Genomic DNA, 13,361 nt, shown 5'->3' with positions numbered 1-13,361 from the left:
CGATCACAATGCGGAACGCATGTCACGCGGAGCGCGACTTCTCCCCATCGGAAAACAGCGACGGACCATTCTGGTCGATGATCTGCTGCGCCTTGCGGACGGTATATTCGACCGCATCGTCCATGGAGGTGAAGACGTCGGCGCGGACGAAACTGCGCACCAGCGTCTCGCCTTCGACGTCCTTCTCGATCCGCCCTGCCAGCCGGAACTGCGAACCCTCGCGGATCGGCGCCGGATGGATGACGCAGCCGCCATGCTCGACAGGCTTGACGGAAGCAGCAGGTGCTTCGGCAGCTTTGCCGCCACCGGAGAACATCGAGAATATGTTAGACAGAAACGAAGCCATGGCGGCTGCCTAGCATATTCCTGCCCTGGCCGGAAGCGGGGCACCCAAGGAAAAGTCGCGCTCGAACGTCTCATGTCCATCCGCACGCTTCAGGAGCCCGTCCGCATGAAATGGAAGATCGCCGCAGCATTTCCCCTCGCCCTCGCCGCCGCCCTATGGATCGGCAATACCTCCCTCTTCTCCCGCTTCCCAGACGGCAAGCCGCTCAGGATCATCGCTCACCGCGGCCAGCACCAGCTTTTCGACACCTCCCATGTCGAAAACGACACCTGCACCGCGAGCCTGATGCTGCCACCGACGCATGCCTTTCTGGAGAACAGCATTGCCGGCATGAAGGCCGCCTTCGATGCCGGCGCTGACGTCGTCGAACTCGACGTGCACCTGACGCCAGACAAGCAGTTCGCCGTTTTCCACGACTGGACGCTCGATTGCCGCACCGAGGCCAAGGGCGTCACGGAACAGACGCCGATGCCGGTTCTGAAGACACTCGATATCGGCTACGGCTACACCGCCGACGGTGGCCGGACCTTTCCGTTCCGAGGCCAGGGCAAAGGCCTGATGCCGACTTTGCCGGAGGTCTTTGCCGCCTTGCCGGACGGCCGTTTCCTGATCAATTTCAAGAGCCGCCGCCGGGAAGAAGGCGAGGCTCTGGCCGCGCTTCTCAATGCGGACGCGGCCGCCCGGGCGGCAACCTTCGGCGTCTATGGCGGCAACGAACCGACCGAAACGGCGGTCGGATTGGTGACAGCCCTTCCCGGTTACTCCAACCGCTCGGCCAAATCCTGCCTTCTCAACTACCTGGCTCTCGGCTGGAGCGGTCATGTGCCGGAGACCTGCCGCAATACCCTGGTGCCGGTCCCGGCCAATCTTGCCTTCCTGCTCTGGGGCTGGCCGGAGCGCTTTTATGATCGGATGCGGGCAGCGGGATCGGACGTGGTGCTGATCGGCCCCTTCGAGGCCGGCGACGCAGGGTCCTCTGGCATAGACGACAGCAGGACGTGGGCCATGGTGCCGCCAGGCTTTCCGGGTCTCGTCTGGACCAATGTGATCGAGAAGGTAAAGCCCGAAGTGGAGCGCCGCGGCTTCTGCGCCCTGCCCTCCAAGCCGCTAATCTGCGGTTAGGCCGTAATCTACGGGCAGATAGACTTCCCGTCGTCACGAAGCCCGCCTATCATCTCCTTCGGTTCGGAGGGAGCGCCGGATGCGGAGGAGATTCTTGTCATGGCGGGCGATCATTTATGTCTGCGCAATCCTGATCGCCGCCTTCGGAGTGCTGTTGATGTCCGGCCCGCGCATGCCCGCTGACGGTTTTCCGGCTTTCGACAAAGCCCGCCTCGGCGCCGATATCGATGCCTATCTTGCTGCCAGCGAAAGCCGCTACCCAGATATAAGGCCCGGTGCCGCCAAACGCGTCGTCTGGGCCGATCCGGCGACGAAGGCAAAGACGACCTTTGCGATCATCTACGTGCATGGCTTCTCGGCTTCCGCCGAGGAGATACGCCCACTGCCCGACCGTGTCGCGGCGGCACTCGGCGCCAATCTTTATTTCACCCGGCTCGCCGGCCACGGCCGCAGCGGCGACGCAATGGGCGAAGCGCGTCTCGAGGACTGGCTGGCGGATTTTTCCGAAAGTCTCGCGATCGATGAAGCGCTTGGCAATCGCGTCATCGTCATCGGCACCTCGACCGGCGCCTCGCTTGCGACGCTGGCGCTTGCCGATCCGAAGATCGCATCCCGCATCGCGGCCTCCGTCTTTGTGTCGCCGAACTACGGCATCAACGGCTTTGCCGCCTTTCTGTTGACGACACCGATCGCACCGCAGCTTTCAAAACTGCTGCTTGGCGAAAGCCGCGGCTTCACGCCCTATAACGACCGCCACGCCGCCCACTGGACAACCCGGTATCCGACAAGCGCGCTGCTGCCGATGGCGGCCCTTGTCAAACTCTCCGTCGAGAGCCCGGTCGAGCAGATCAAGACGCCGGCGCTGTTTCTCTATTCGTCGCTCGATCAGGTCATCCGTCCCGACAAGGTGCGCGAAGTCGCCGGGCGCTGGGGCGGACCTCACGCGCTTTTCGATGTGGGAAAGACCGGCGATCCCGGCAACCATGTGATTGCCGGCGACATCATCTCGCCGACGACGACCGGGCCGCTTGCCGACCGGACCATCGCCTGGCTCAACGGCATCCTCAAATGACGAGGTTCGCCAGGATTTCGTTCTCGGTAATGTCTTGATAGCCCATGCCGGCGGCTTCGAAGCGTTCGAGCAGGCCAGCGAAATTTTCCGGCCTTGCCGTTTCGATGCCGATCAGGATCGAGCCGAAATTGCGCGCCGATTTCTTCAGATATTCGAACCGGGCGATGTCGTCTTCCGGCCCCAGCAGGTTGAGGAAGTCGCGTAGCGCGCCAGGGCGCTGGGCGAGCCGCAGGACGAAGTATTTCTTGACGCCGGAATAGCGCATGGCACGTTCCTTGACGTCGGGCAGGCGCTCGAAATCGAAATTGCCGCCTGAGACGACGCAGACCACCGTCTTGCCGGCAAGTTTTTCGCGTCCGAGCATCTCGAGCGCGGTGATCGACAGGGCGCCGGCCGGTTCCAGCACGACCCCTTCGACGTTGAGCATTTCGGTGATCGTCACGCAGATGGCGTTTTCCGGCACCAGCAGGACCTGATCCGCGGAAAAGCCCTTCAGCGCTTCGAAATTCAGGTCGCCGATCCGCGCCACCGCAGCACCGTCGACGAAATTGTCGAGCTTGGCGAGCGTGATCGGTTCGCCGGCTTCGAGGCTTTTCTTGAGGCTCGGCGCGCCCTCCGGCTCGGTGAAGAGAAAGTCTTCCCGCTTGACGATGTCCTTCAAATAGCCCGTCGTTCCGGAGGAAAGCCCCCCGCCGCCGACCGGCAGGATGATCAGATCGGGTGTTACGCCGTCGGGCAGTTGTTCTAGCAGTTCGGCCGCGACCGTCGCCTGGCCCTCGATGATGTCGGCGGCGTCGAAAGGCGGCACCATGACGCCGCCGATCTCTTCCACATGGGCACGGGCTGCCGCATAGCACTGGTCGAAAATATCGCCGATCAGCCGGATGGTGATGAACGGACCGCCGAACATGCGGGTCTTGTCGATCTTCTGCTGCGGCGTCGTCACCGGCATGAAGACCACGCCCGGCACTTCGAAATGGCGGCAGACAAAGGCGAAACCCTGCGCGTGATTGCCAGCCGAGGCGCAGACGAAGGTCTTGCCCCTGGCGCCCGACGCGATCGCCTTGCGCAGGAAATTGAAGGCACCGCGGATCTTGTAGGAGCGGACCGGAGACAGGTCCTCGCGTTTCAGCCAGATCTCGGCGCCGTAGCGGCGGCTCAGGTGCTCGTTCATCTGCAGCGGCGTCTCGGGGAAAATCTCCCGCATCGCAATTCTCGCTCCGTCCACGCCCGCTTTCGTCACGCCCGCCTTGGTCACACCCGCCTTGGTCAACTCTGCCATCCATTGAATTTCGAGAATGGTCCCGCTATGCCATAGGCTTACGGCTGAGACAAAGCTTCTTTCAGTTGCCGCGAACTTCGGGACAACCCTTTTTGAACGCCAATCTTCTCCGGTCGGTCATCTACATGACGGCGCTCTGCGCGCTCTACCTGTCGCTGGCCATGTTCCTGCCGGCCATGGTGGATCTCTATTACGGGCACCGTGACTGGCAGGTCTTCGCGATGTCCGGCTTCATGGTTGGCGGGCTTGGGGCGGCAGCGGCGCTCGCGACCCATGGCCCCCCGCCGGTCTTCAACAAGCGGCTGGGCTTCCTGCTGGTCAATGTGTTGTGGGCGATGTTTTCGGTGGTGGGCGCGATCCCGCTTTTTCTTGCCGAACACGAACTCTCCTTTGCACAGGCGCTGTTCGAATCGATTTCCGGCATCACCACTACCGGCTCGACGGTGATCGTCGGGCTGGATACCATGCCGCCCGGCATCCTGCTCTGGCGCTCGCTGCTCTCCTGGCTCGGCGGCATCGGCATCGTCGGTCTTGGCCTGTTCGTGCTCCCGTTCCTGAAGGTCGGCGGCGCCTCGATCTTCAAGCTCGAATCGTCGGAGACCAACGACAAACCGTTCGCCCGGCTTGCGAGCTTCACCCGTGCCTTCCTGATCGTCTACGTGCTGCTGACGCTTGCCTGCACCGTCGCCTACGATCTTGCCGGCATGGACCATTTCGATGCGCTGAACCATGCGATGTCGACGATCGCCACGGCCGGCTTCTCGACGCACGACATGTCGTTTGCCTATTTCGACAACAACGCGCTGCTGGTCGTCGGCACCGTCTTCCTAGCGATCTGCAGCCTGCCGTTTTCGGTGCTGATCCTGCTTGCCGTGCGCGGGCGGCTGGATACGCTGCGCGATCCGCAAATCCTGGTTTTCCTAGGTTATCTCTGCGTCATCTCGATCGCCGTTGCGGTCTACCATCACCTGAGGAATGGCATCGAACTCGATGACGCGCTGATCCATTCGTTCTTCAACATCACCTCGATCCTGTCGACCGGCGGCTTTGCAAGCGACGACTACACACTCTGGGGACCGTTCGCGGTGCTCGTCGCCTTCTTCGCCACCTTCATGGGCGGCTGCTCCGGTTCGACCGCCGGCGGCATCAAGGCCTATCGTTTCGTGGTGATGGTCAACGTCATCCGCGCCGGGCTCAACAAGCTCATCTATCCGAACGCGATCTATCCGGTGCGTTACGGCAGCCTGACGGTGGATGCGGAGACCCAGCGTGCTGTCTTCCTGTTCGTGAGCCTCTATATTTTCCTCTGGGTGGTCGGCAGCATCGGCATGGCGCTGTTCGGCTACGACGTCCTGACCGCCACGTCCTCGGTCATCACCGCGCTGTCGAATGTCGGTCCCGGCATCGGCCCGATTGTCGGCCCCGTCGGCAATTTCTCGACGATCAGCGATCCCGCACTCTATCTTCTGTCACTGATGATGCTGCTCGGGCGTCTCGAAATCCTGACCGTGCTGGTCCTGCTGACGCCGGTTTTCTGGCGGCACTAACCCGGCACGCGCAGGAATTCGACCGGCCCGCCCGGCTCCTCGTCATCGAAGACGGCGCAGGTCAGTTCGCCACCGAACACGCAGCCGCTGTCGATATTGGTGCGGTTCCCGAACGTCTGTGGATTGCCGGGGAGCGGCGTGTGGCCGTGGCAGAGATGCCGCCCCCAGAATTCGCCGTCGTCGTCGCTCGCAAATCGCTTCCAGATCAGGTCGCGCTCCCGCTGACCGTCGAGCGGCAGCGTCTCATCGACGCCCGCATGCACGAAGATGCGATGCTCGTCGACATGGATCAGCGGACGATGCGCGCACCATGACAGCACCTCGGGCGGCACGTAACCGTCGAAGGATTCCATCGTCTCGCGGCCGCCATTGTCGATCCAGAGGATCTCGTCGTGCCCGCCGTTCTGGTGGGCGCGGACCATCATGTCCTCATGATTGCCCTTGAGCGCCGTCCACCGCCATCCTTCCTTGCGCGGGCCCGCCATGACGAGGTCGAGCACGCCCCTGCTCCTCGGCCCGCGATCGATATAGTCACCGATGAACACCACGTGCCCGCAAGGCGCGTGATCCTCCACCCGCCCGAGCAGTTCCTTCAACTGCGCAAGACAGCCATGAATATCGCCGATCGCAAAGGTAAAGCCCAAAGCACACCTCATCGAAGTGGATATCAAACGGTCTTCATGGAAAACGGTTGCAGGCGGGGGTCACGTTTGGTGCGGACGGCGGGGATCGAACCCGCATGACCAAAGGCCGAGAGATTTTAAGTCTCTTTGGGGGGAGTTGCTGCGCCCTTAGGGACTTGTTTTAAAAGGGAATTTCCAGCCGAAAAAAGGCTTTACTTTCCGCGTCTCCGAGGGTGTGGCCACATGATCTGCCACAAGATACCCACGGAGATTATTTTCGGATGGTCGCTAAAAGAGCATCGAGTTCGGCCGCAGGTAGCGAGGCGAGAGCCTTGGACAGGGCATCGATCTCATCGGTGATGATGAGGTCAGCCCTGGTTCCCCGGATGCTCCCCTCTGCCTTCTCCAGGCGCTCGATTGCGCCGTCCAACTCTCCTCCGAAGAGGTGAACGTATCGTTGGGTGACGGCCAGGGTCGAGTGACCGGCGAGCTTCTGAATGACCACCGCGTTCTCGCCATTGGCCGCGAGCTTCGAGCAGAACTCATGCCGCAGGATATGAGGAACGAACTGCTTGTCAGCCTCCAGGCCGAGAGCTTCCGCCATCCGGCCCCAGTAGTGCGAGACTTGGTTCTTGTTGAGGCTGGGGAACACCTCTTTGCCCTTGGCCGTCTCCTTGCGACGGTCGAGGACCGCTTGAGCGCGGCGCGTGAGTGGAACCGTGCGGCTCTTGCCGGACTTGGTCCGCTGGGTTCCGGCCCCGACACCCCAAACAGTCACCCTGCCCTCCTGCGCGTCACCGAAGTGCAGCGAAAGGACTTCCCCTTGACGCATCCCTGTATCCAAGGAGAGGACCAGATAATCGGCCATGTCCTGGTTCCCGATGCGGTCGAAGTAGGCCAGCGCCAGACGCTCTTCCTCGGAGGTGAACCTGCGGACGCGGTGTTCGCTTTCCTTATATCTGGTGAGCTTCGGCTTGTGATCGATCAAGCCCAGGTCTTCGGCCTCGCTCAGGGCTTTCGAGAGGGCCGCGACCTTGCGGTTTACAGTACCGGGTGAATTGCCATCCGTCAGGAGCTTGGCACGGGCCTTGTCAATGTCTGCCTTGCCGAGCTTATGGACCGGGAGGTTCGCGCCGATGATGCCGATGATGGAACGGGCGTTGATAAGCGCCTTCTGGCCTCCAGGCATCGGTGCCCAATGGGTATCGTAGACGTGCTGGACCAGTTCATCCAGGGTGTACGGGAGGTTGCCCTTACGCTTCGCCTGGGCGTTCTCACCCATGTCGATGGGCTCACCCCGGATAAGCTTCGCTTTGCTCTCCAGCGCCCAGGCATCGGCCTGCTGCTCAGTTGTGAAGCTGCGGCGATACCGCTGCCCCTTATGGTTCACTGTCCCCTCCCAAGAGGAGCCTCTTTTAGCGGCCATCAATAGCCTCCTATGTTGACATGCGAAAGCGCACGGCATACCGGTTCCGGTGCCGCCCGCATGGTGAAATTGGTAAACACAGCGGACTTAAAATCCGCCGCCATAGGCTTGCCGGTTCAAGTCCGGCTGCGGGCACCAGCCCCCTTAAACAGGCTTCTTCGCCCGTCCTCGGGTCGAGGTGCTTTCCTCTTCCTTAGCCCTTGCTTCTTCGTGCATCCGCTCGATTTCAACACGCGCGTCTGTCTCGCGGTCGATGGAGAAATTCTCATCCACCATGCGAAGCAGCTTCGTGATGAAGAGCTTGCCGTTCTGCGTGAGGAACACGAGGCGGCGTCGAGGTTCCCGAGGGTCGATAGCCGCTTCGACTAGATCAAGACCGGGCTTCCCCAGTCGGTGGAACTTGGACATTGCCGACACGTTGCGGGAGACGGAGGACTGGGACAAGCCGGTCCTCTTTGTTATCTCGGCCATCGTGATGCCGGGGTGCAAGGCAATATGCAGCAGGACATCAGCCTGTTGCATTGGCATGTCGGGGCTTAGGGTGCGGAGCATGTGAACGACGCGAGACACCGTAAAGGCTGCATCGCGCGTACTGCGTTCGGTCGTGGTCTGCATGGGTTCTCTCCTGTTGAACCGCTGGTGAAATCATATCCGCTCATGGATAGACCAGCCGAGGAGCCATGTTGTCCAGCCCTTTAGTTCGACTGCCAGCGTTTTTCCAAAACCAACTCGTTGCTGGGATTTAGCTTGGCCACCCAGTCTGTGAGCCTTTCGGTCGCCATTCCGTAATGTACGGGGATAGCCAACCCGAGGAGGAATGCGGCAGCAATTGCCCGCTTTCTCCCTACTTTTTCGGCGTGACCTCTGGACCGAGAGACCGTCGCCTGAACAAGGCCCAGGTAAATTTCTCTATCATCCCGGTCGCCACTCCAACCAAAGCCAACCCATTCTTTCCGCAGTTCTAGGAAGCCCTCATGGCCCCCTGGTAAACGCATTTCAAAGCCGATCATCAGCCACCTATTTTCGTGTGCGGGTACTTTCCCGCGCGTGGATATGACACTAGCTCAGTTGGTTGGCAATGGATGAATTATCGCCCATCTATTGTTGTACTGCGACCAGCCTTCCCGTGTAGCAGTCCAAGAAATAGACCACCGTAAAACGCTTGCGGCGGCGCGTCCTGTACTTCCGGAACCGTCCGCAGTGTAGCGGTATCATGCTTCACCTCTTCGTTCTGGCAACCATCATCAGGCGGGGCATGCCAAGCCCCACGACCGACCCAGGGAGGCCGGTTTCGGTGTTATCGGGTGTTTCGGGAGAACCAGAGGGCCGCGACCAGGGAGGCAGGCACCCAGGCGAAATAAAGGACGAGCAACAGCGTCTCAGGAGCCATTTGCGAGCCCCCGAGCGTAATCCCTGAGGCAGGCCATGTAGCCGCGATAGTCCCGCGAGGCCCGAGCATTGGTGAGCCATGCGACGACCTGGGTTTGGCGACCGGCCCCGAGGAACCGGCCCCTGGGGCTATCCAGGCCAGGGCCAGCGGTTACCCACTGACCGACCGGAAGCTTTGCCCGTTGTTCGTCTGAAAGGGTCCAGAGGTCGATTGTGGGGGCGTACCTCATGCGTAAACCCTTCCGTCATCCCCAACGTAAAGGTCCACATTGCCGAACGCACGAGCCGCCCTGTCCAACTTGTTTGCATAGGGCTCCGGCCAATCACCATCCCAAAAGCCCGCACCATGCCCGCATCGGGTCAGCCAGAAATCGTGTCCGGCCATTCCATCGGAACCTGTCCCGTCACCCGCCTCTGGAGCGCCCAGGCAATTGATGGCCGATGCGTTCGCGTCATAGAATGCGTGGCAGTCGGCTTCCATACGTGCCCGTGTGTCCGGGTCGATGTCGCTCATGTCAAAGCGAGCATCCAAGGGCTCACCCTCGTCATCGGTTGAAGACCACAAGGCGGTGTTGAGGTAGGAAGAAACGAAGTTCCACGGCGCGGCCATTGCATAGCTCCTTAGTCGCTGCTCATCAGGCCCAGGGCGCGACCCCAGGGCGACCGGAAGCAAGCCTCCGGTTTCGCATATGTTTGCGTGGGTGGATGGTTACGGCCAAAAGAGAGCCAAGCCGGTGCTGATTTCCACGATGGTCATGTCGTGTTTCAGGTCACGGGCGTAGCTTTCATAGTCGAAGTAGCGGACTGCTATGCTCTCCGGGTCGAGACCGGCCAAGGCTTCGTCCGCTATCTCATCGGCATAGCTCCGGAAGCTGTCGTAAACCCCAGCGAAGTGGTCCCGCATTTCGGTTTCCGCGTATTCGAGACCGCCGAAATGGTCCACGATGGTGGCCACATCTTCCGCGTCGAGATGATCAAACTCTTCGGCCAGCTCAACAAAGGCGGCGATCTTCTCAAGACCGGGATATTCCCCGAAGCAGCGCGGCAAGCCCTCACTGTCATGGATTGCCCACTCTTCCGCGCTGGCGACCTTTCCAGCTCCCGCACATTCGAAGCAGGTATCTTCCCTGATTGCCCCTGTTTCCGAATTGTGGAACGTGACCTTTCCAGTCCCCTCGCAATGTGGGCACTTGACCGAGACATTCGGGAAGCGGCTCTCCCGGAGCATCGCGGCAATCTCTTCCTGCATTTCGTCAACATCGGAAGAGGCATCAATCCAGCGCCCATGCAGGACACCGTTGTTATAGCTGGCTAGGCAAGCGACATAGAGGCGCATTCTCGTTTCTCCGCTAGATAGGCAACCGACTTGCGGTCTGGTTTGGCTTTGACTATCTTGTGGGAACCGAGGAGCCCTAAGGCCCCCCGGCCCCTTCGCTAGAGGGTTAGATAAAGGGTCACGGTGATGCGCACCGTGGCCTTTTTCGTTTTCCAGCTCAGGGTGAAGGACCATGCTGTCATGGTTCAATCTCCCCACAAGTTGCCCCTGTATCGTCGGGACGTTCCGGCTAGATCAGCGGGGCCACCCGCCTTCCCTGTTCCGCTAGCTCATCAGACCCATGGCGCGACCCATGGATGACCGAGGATACCCCCGGTTTCGCCTAGTTATGCAATGGTGGTTAGATCAGGCCGCAATTGCGACCACAGACCGGACGCGCTCTAGCTCATTGCGGGCCGCTGCGAAGGCCTCAGGAAGCAACTCGTTCGCGACTGTCCGGAAGTAGCGGTTGGGGTTCTTGCGGCGGCTGGGGAAGTTCCCCTCAATCCCCCAAAGGCTGGCGAGATAGTCGCCTAGATCAATGCCTTCGAGTTCCGCGCTGATCACCACCCCGAAGAAATGCCATTCATCGCCGCGCCATGCTTCAACCTGACGCTTCGTGTAGCACTCGAAATCAGTGGGCTTGCTATCCCAATCATGCTCTAAACGAGCGGTGAACTCGATACCATCAACGGTGCAGGTGATACGGTCGCCTTCGCACACAAACGGCTGAAACTCTGTCTTGAACACGGACGTTGCTCCTATGGATTGTTTCGGCCTGCTTTGGCCTCATCAGCGGGCCAGCCTTAGGCCCGTACAATGTCCCCGTTATTCCTTGCGCACGGTGGACTGGCGCTATTCAGTTGAGAGAGAACCCGGTGGAGATAGTCCCCGCCGCCCCGGTGTCGTTGTCCGGTGACGAATAACTATGCGATAGTGGGTAGTTGTGCAATAGGGCATATCAAAAAAACAGACAGTCTCCCGTGGTTTGCGGGATAACCGTCTGTTTTGACTCGCAAATAATTTCAGCGTGACCGGCTTGTGGCATACCTGAGGATGGCCTGAGGATGGCCTGAGGTGCGGCCTTGGGGTTGCCTGAGGTGTTCCTGAGGTGGACGAAAACGAGTAGACGCCCCGACAAAAGGAGACGAACGGATAAGGCCGCGCCGGTCCCCAGCGGACGGCCACGGGATAGCCTCATGCACCCCTGAGGATGGCCTGAGGTGGTGTCATGGGATGCTTAGTCTCTCGGGCATGCCTGCAAACGCTGGGGTTTCGGGTGGTCCGTGGCAGAATGCGTGGCAAGACATGGCAGCGCAGGCCCGCGCATCACGCTCGCCCGAGCTATTCTGTGCGCCCCCAGGGGCACGGGGGGACGCGCCCGAGCCTTCCTATCGATTGCCGCCTCGGATTTTTTCGGTAAAAAAGGCGCATCCTAAGGAGAACCTCATGCGCCATAAGATCGCCCTCATGCTTGCCCTTGTCGCCCTGGCTGGATGCCAGAGTTCCACCGACCCTTCTAATGCGAACGTCTATGGCTCGCCTGTAGGCCAACGGGTGGTCGGCAATAAGGAAGGCGTGATGATCTCGAATGTCTGGAACGAGCTGGACGCCTTCCCGGTCGCTGAGAGGCATTGCAAGCAGTATGGCCGTAGCGCCAAGTTCAAGAGCAGCCAGGGCTACCGAGCTTCCTTCGATTGTGTCTGATGGTTGCTTTACATTCTCTTGCGAGGGCGTCAGCCCGAGAAAGAGAAGGCGACCTGGAAAAACTGCGCGGGCTTAGAGCCAGAGATCGCGGAACAGACCGGCTACGCCGCAAATGACCATGAGCGGGACAAGCCAGAACCAAAGGTTTCTTGGCCCGAGGCTCTTCCATCCGTCGAGCAGCATGCGAAAGAACGTTAGCGGAGCTGAGCTAAGGGGCTTGTTGGAAGGATGATAATCGGGGGAAGACATGACTAAGACCTACCAGATGATGATGGTCACCATCCCTATGATCTCCCTTCCCTAGTGGATTGATTCCAACGCTTGGTGCCCACGTTTGACGGCCGCAATGATCTCATTGGGGTCGGCTTTCCAGACGAATGGCTTTGGTTCCTGATTGTGTTCTTTGATGAAGCGTTTGATGGCAGCCTGCAGGTCGACGACGGAATGAAAGACACCGTGCTTGAGCCGTCGTCGGGTCAGTTTCGCGAAGAAGCCCTCGACAGCGTTGAGCCATGAGCAAGAAGTCGGGACGAAGTGGAAGGTCCATCGTGGATGCCGTGATAACCAGGCACGGACCTTCGGTTGCTTGTGGGCAGCATAGTTGTCGAGAATGACATGAACGGCCTTGTCCTTCGGCAGTTCAGCCTCGATAGCATTGAGGAATCGAATGAACTCCTGATGCCGGTGGCGCTGCATGTTGCGGCCGATCACCGAACCATCGAGAACGTTAAGAGCAGCAAACAGGGTGGTGGTGCCATGGCGCTTATAGTCATGGGTCATCGTGCCACCGCGGCCTTTCTTGATGGGCAGGCCCGGCTGTGTCCGATCAAGCGCTTGGATCTGGCTCTTCTCATCGACGGATAGGACGATGGCATGGGCTGGTGGCGAGACGTATAGCCCGACGACGTCATGCAGTTTCTCGGCGAAAGCCTTGTCATTCGATAGTTTGAAGCTGCGCCAGCGGTGCGGCGCAAGACCATGCTCGTGCCAGATTTTGACGACCGAAGACGCTGCGATCCCAACGGCTTTTGCCATCGCACGAACGGTCCAGTGGGTGGCCTCCTGTTTCGGCGTTTCAAGCGTCAGCGTGACCACTCGATCGACCAACTTGGTATCGAGTGGCGCTATGCCGGGCGGGCGGCTCTTGTCGCGCAAAAGACCATCCACCCCTTCGGCCATGAAGCGCTCCTGCCAGCGCCAGACGCAGGTCTTGGACTTGCCGGTCGCGTCCATGATCGCGACCGTTCCAAGGCCATCGCCGCTCATCAAAATAATCTTGGCCCGCCAGACATGCTTCTGCGGCGAACTTCCCGCGGAAATAATCGCCTCAAGCCGATCCCGGTCGGCGGACGAGACTTCAAATATGATCCCTGTACGCATGCGGTATCGTCGCACACCGCATGCCGAAAAGGAATCCCAGACCGGACTCCTTTGTCTCGATCAATCCACTAGATGCAATGTATGGAGATGATCATGTCCCTACATAACTATATGAACCGGAGGGGATAGGTTTCCTCCTCCTATGGTGGGCT

General features: G+C 60.2%; 14 protein-coding genes, 1 tRNA gene and 2 other RNA genes. 5 read left to right on the top strand and 12 right to left on the bottom strand.

The window, feature by feature from the left end; genetic code table 11:
* Window positions 1-22: 22 nt before the first annotated feature.
* A complete protein-coding gene (locus tag RG540_RS06980; protein WP_038586026.1) occupies window positions 23-346 on the bottom strand; it encodes an HlyU family transcriptional regulator in 324 nt (107 codons plus the stop codon).
* Between the two features lie 105 nt (window positions 347-451).
* Here RG540_RS06980 and RG540_RS06975 point away from each other — a divergent pair, with 105 nt between their 5' ends.
* Together RG540_RS06975 and RG540_RS06970 are read left to right on the top strand one after the other, a co-directional pair.
* Window positions 452-1,468 carry a glycerophosphodiester phosphodiesterase family protein gene (locus RG540_RS06975; RefSeq protein ID WP_038593237.1) on the top strand — a complete coding sequence of 339 codons (1,017 nt, stop codon included), beginning with the start codon at window positions 452-454 and terminating at the stop codon, window positions 1,466-1,468.
* A 79-nt stretch (window positions 1,469-1,547) separates the two neighbouring features.
* Window positions 1,548-2,540 (top strand): alpha/beta hydrolase, encoded by a 993-nt coding sequence (locus RG540_RS06970; RefSeq protein WP_051909265.1) that lies wholly within the window; start codon window positions 1,548-1,550, stop codon window positions 2,538-2,540.
* Here RG540_RS06970 and ilvA read toward each other — a convergent pair.
* Entirely contained in the window at window positions 2,533-3,747 is a 1,215-nt protein-coding gene (gene ilvA / locus RG540_RS06965; protein WP_407668898.1) for a threonine ammonia-lyase, read from the bottom strand. The two genes, RG540_RS06970 and ilvA, sit on opposite strands and share 8 nt — an antisense overlap.
* A gap of 167 nt (window positions 3,748-3,914) precedes the next feature.
* On the opposite strand from ilvA, the gene RG540_RS06960 reads away from it, so the two are divergent.
* Entirely contained in the window at window positions 3,915-5,369 is a 1,455-nt protein-coding gene (locus tag RG540_RS06960; protein ID WP_038586023.1) for a TrkH family potassium uptake protein, read from the top strand.
* Here RG540_RS06960 and RG540_RS06955 read toward each other — a convergent pair.
* A complete protein-coding gene (locus RG540_RS06955) occupies window positions 5,366-6,013 on the bottom strand; it encodes a metallophosphoesterase family protein (protein WP_038586020.1) in 648 nt (215 codons plus the stop codon). The genes RG540_RS06960 and RG540_RS06955 overlap by 4 nt on opposite strands.
* 250 nt (window positions 6,014-6,263) lie before the next feature.
* The gene (locus RG540_RS31095; protein ID WP_162182798.1) at window positions 6,264-7,382 is read right to left on the bottom strand and encodes a tyrosine-type recombinase/integrase; all 1,119 of its coding nucleotides are present in this window, start codon (window positions 7,380-7,382) and stop codon (window positions 6,264-6,266) included.
* Between the two features lie 90 nt (window positions 7,383-7,472).
* Here RG540_RS31095 and RG540_RS06945 point away from each other — a divergent pair.
* Window positions 7,473-7,556 (top strand) — tRNA-Leu (locus RG540_RS06945).
* Window positions 7,557-7,562: 6 nt separating this feature from the next.
* Here the strand turns inward: RG540_RS06945 and RG540_RS06940 are convergent.
* The 7 genes from RG540_RS06940 to RG540_RS06915 form a co-directional block, all read right to left on the bottom strand.
* Window positions 7,563-8,033: a MarR family winged helix-turn-helix transcriptional regulator gene (locus tag RG540_RS06940; protein ID WP_065814414.1), complete on the bottom strand. Its 471-nt coding sequence runs from the start codon at window positions 8,031-8,033 to the stop codon at window positions 7,563-7,565.
* Between the two features lie 80 nt (window positions 8,034-8,113).
* A complete protein-coding gene (locus tag RG540_RS06935; RefSeq protein WP_038586017.1) occupies window positions 8,114-8,428 on the bottom strand; it encodes a hypothetical protein in 315 nt (104 codons plus the stop codon).
* Window positions 8,429-9,033: 605 nt separating this feature from the next.
* Window positions 9,034-9,417: a hypothetical protein gene (locus tag RG540_RS31090; RefSeq protein ID WP_051909261.1), complete on the bottom strand. Its 384-nt coding sequence runs from the start codon at window positions 9,415-9,417 to the stop codon at window positions 9,034-9,036.
* A gap of 12 nt (window positions 9,418-9,429) precedes the next feature.
* Window positions 9,430-9,496, bottom strand: an RNA gene (locus tag RG540_RS31375) — hammerhead ribozyme type II.
* Between the two features lie 20 nt (window positions 9,497-9,516).
* Window positions 9,517-10,143: an antirestriction protein ArdA gene (locus tag RG540_RS06920; protein WP_051909259.1), complete on the bottom strand. Its 627-nt coding sequence runs from the start codon at window positions 10,141-10,143 to the stop codon at window positions 9,517-9,519.
* Between the two features lie 258 nt (window positions 10,144-10,401).
* An RNA gene (locus tag RG540_RS31370) (hammerhead ribozyme type II) lies at window positions 10,402-10,467 on the bottom strand.
* Window positions 10,468-10,488: 21 nt separating this feature from the next.
* Window positions 10,489-10,872, bottom strand: coding sequence for a hypothetical protein (locus RG540_RS06915; RefSeq protein ID WP_051909258.1), 384 nt, complete (start codon window positions 10,870-10,872; stop codon window positions 10,489-10,491).
* Between the two features lie 699 nt (window positions 10,873-11,571).
* Between RG540_RS06915 and RG540_RS06910 the strand changes: the two genes are divergently transcribed.
* Window positions 11,572-11,829, top strand: coding sequence for a hypothetical protein (locus tag RG540_RS06910; RefSeq protein ID WP_038586012.1), 258 nt, complete (start codon window positions 11,572-11,574; stop codon window positions 11,827-11,829).
* 300 nt (window positions 11,830-12,129) lie between these two features.
* Here the strand turns inward: RG540_RS06910 and RG540_RS06905 are convergent, their stop codons facing one another.
* Window positions 12,130-13,209: an IS630 family transposase gene (locus RG540_RS06905; protein ID WP_038586009.1), complete on the bottom strand. Its 1,080-nt coding sequence runs from the start codon at window positions 13,207-13,209 to the stop codon at window positions 12,130-12,132.
* Window positions 13,210-13,361: the final 152 nt, after the last annotated feature.

Source organism: Neorhizobium galegae bv. orientalis str. HAMBI 540 (assembly GCF_000731315.1).
Classification (GTDB): Bacteria; Pseudomonadota; Alphaproteobacteria; order Rhizobiales; family Rhizobiaceae; genus Neorhizobium; species Neorhizobium galegae.
Note: the sequence above shows the minus strand (reverse complement) of the source record. Positions and strands in the feature narration are given on the sequence as shown.

Bases quoted from the DNA above. Each gene is read 5' to 3' on its own strand.
- RG540_RS06980 (WP_038586026.1), bottom strand. From the start codon at position 346: ATGGCTTCGTTTCTGTCTAACATATTCTCGATGTTCTCCGGTGGCGGC.
- RG540_RS06905 (WP_038586009.1), bottom strand. From the start codon at position 13,209: ATGCGTACAGGGATCATATTTGAAGTCTCGTCCGCCGACCGGGATCGG.
- RG540_RS31090 (WP_051909261.1), bottom strand. From the start codon at position 9,417: ATGGCCGCGCCGTGGAACTTCGTTTCTTCCTACCTCAACACCGCCTTG.
- RG540_RS06935 (WP_038586017.1), bottom strand. From the start codon at position 8,428: ATGATCGGCTTTGAAATGCGTTTACCAGGGGGCCATGAGGGCTTCCTA.
- RG540_RS06910 (WP_038586012.1), top strand. From the start codon at position 11,572: ATGCGCCATAAGATCGCCCTCATGCTTGCCCTTGTCGCCCTGGCTGGA.
- RG540_RS06975 (WP_038593237.1), top strand. From the start codon at position 452: ATGAAATGGAAGATCGCCGCAGCATTTCCCCTCGCCCTCGCCGCCGCC.
- RG540_RS06970 (WP_051909265.1), top strand. From the start codon at position 1,548: ATGCGGAGGAGATTCTTGTCATGGCGGGCGATCATTTATGTCTGCGCA.
- RG540_RS06940 (WP_065814414.1), bottom strand. From the start codon at position 8,033: ATGCAGACCACGACCGAACGCAGTACGCGCGATGCAGCCTTTACGGTG.
- RG540_RS06920 (WP_051909259.1), bottom strand. From the start codon at position 10,143: ATGCGCCTCTATGTCGCTTGCCTAGCCAGCTATAACAACGGTGTCCTG.
- ilvA (WP_407668898.1), bottom strand. From the start codon at position 3,747: ATGCGGGAGATTTTCCCCGAGACGCCGCTGCAGATGAACGAGCACCTG.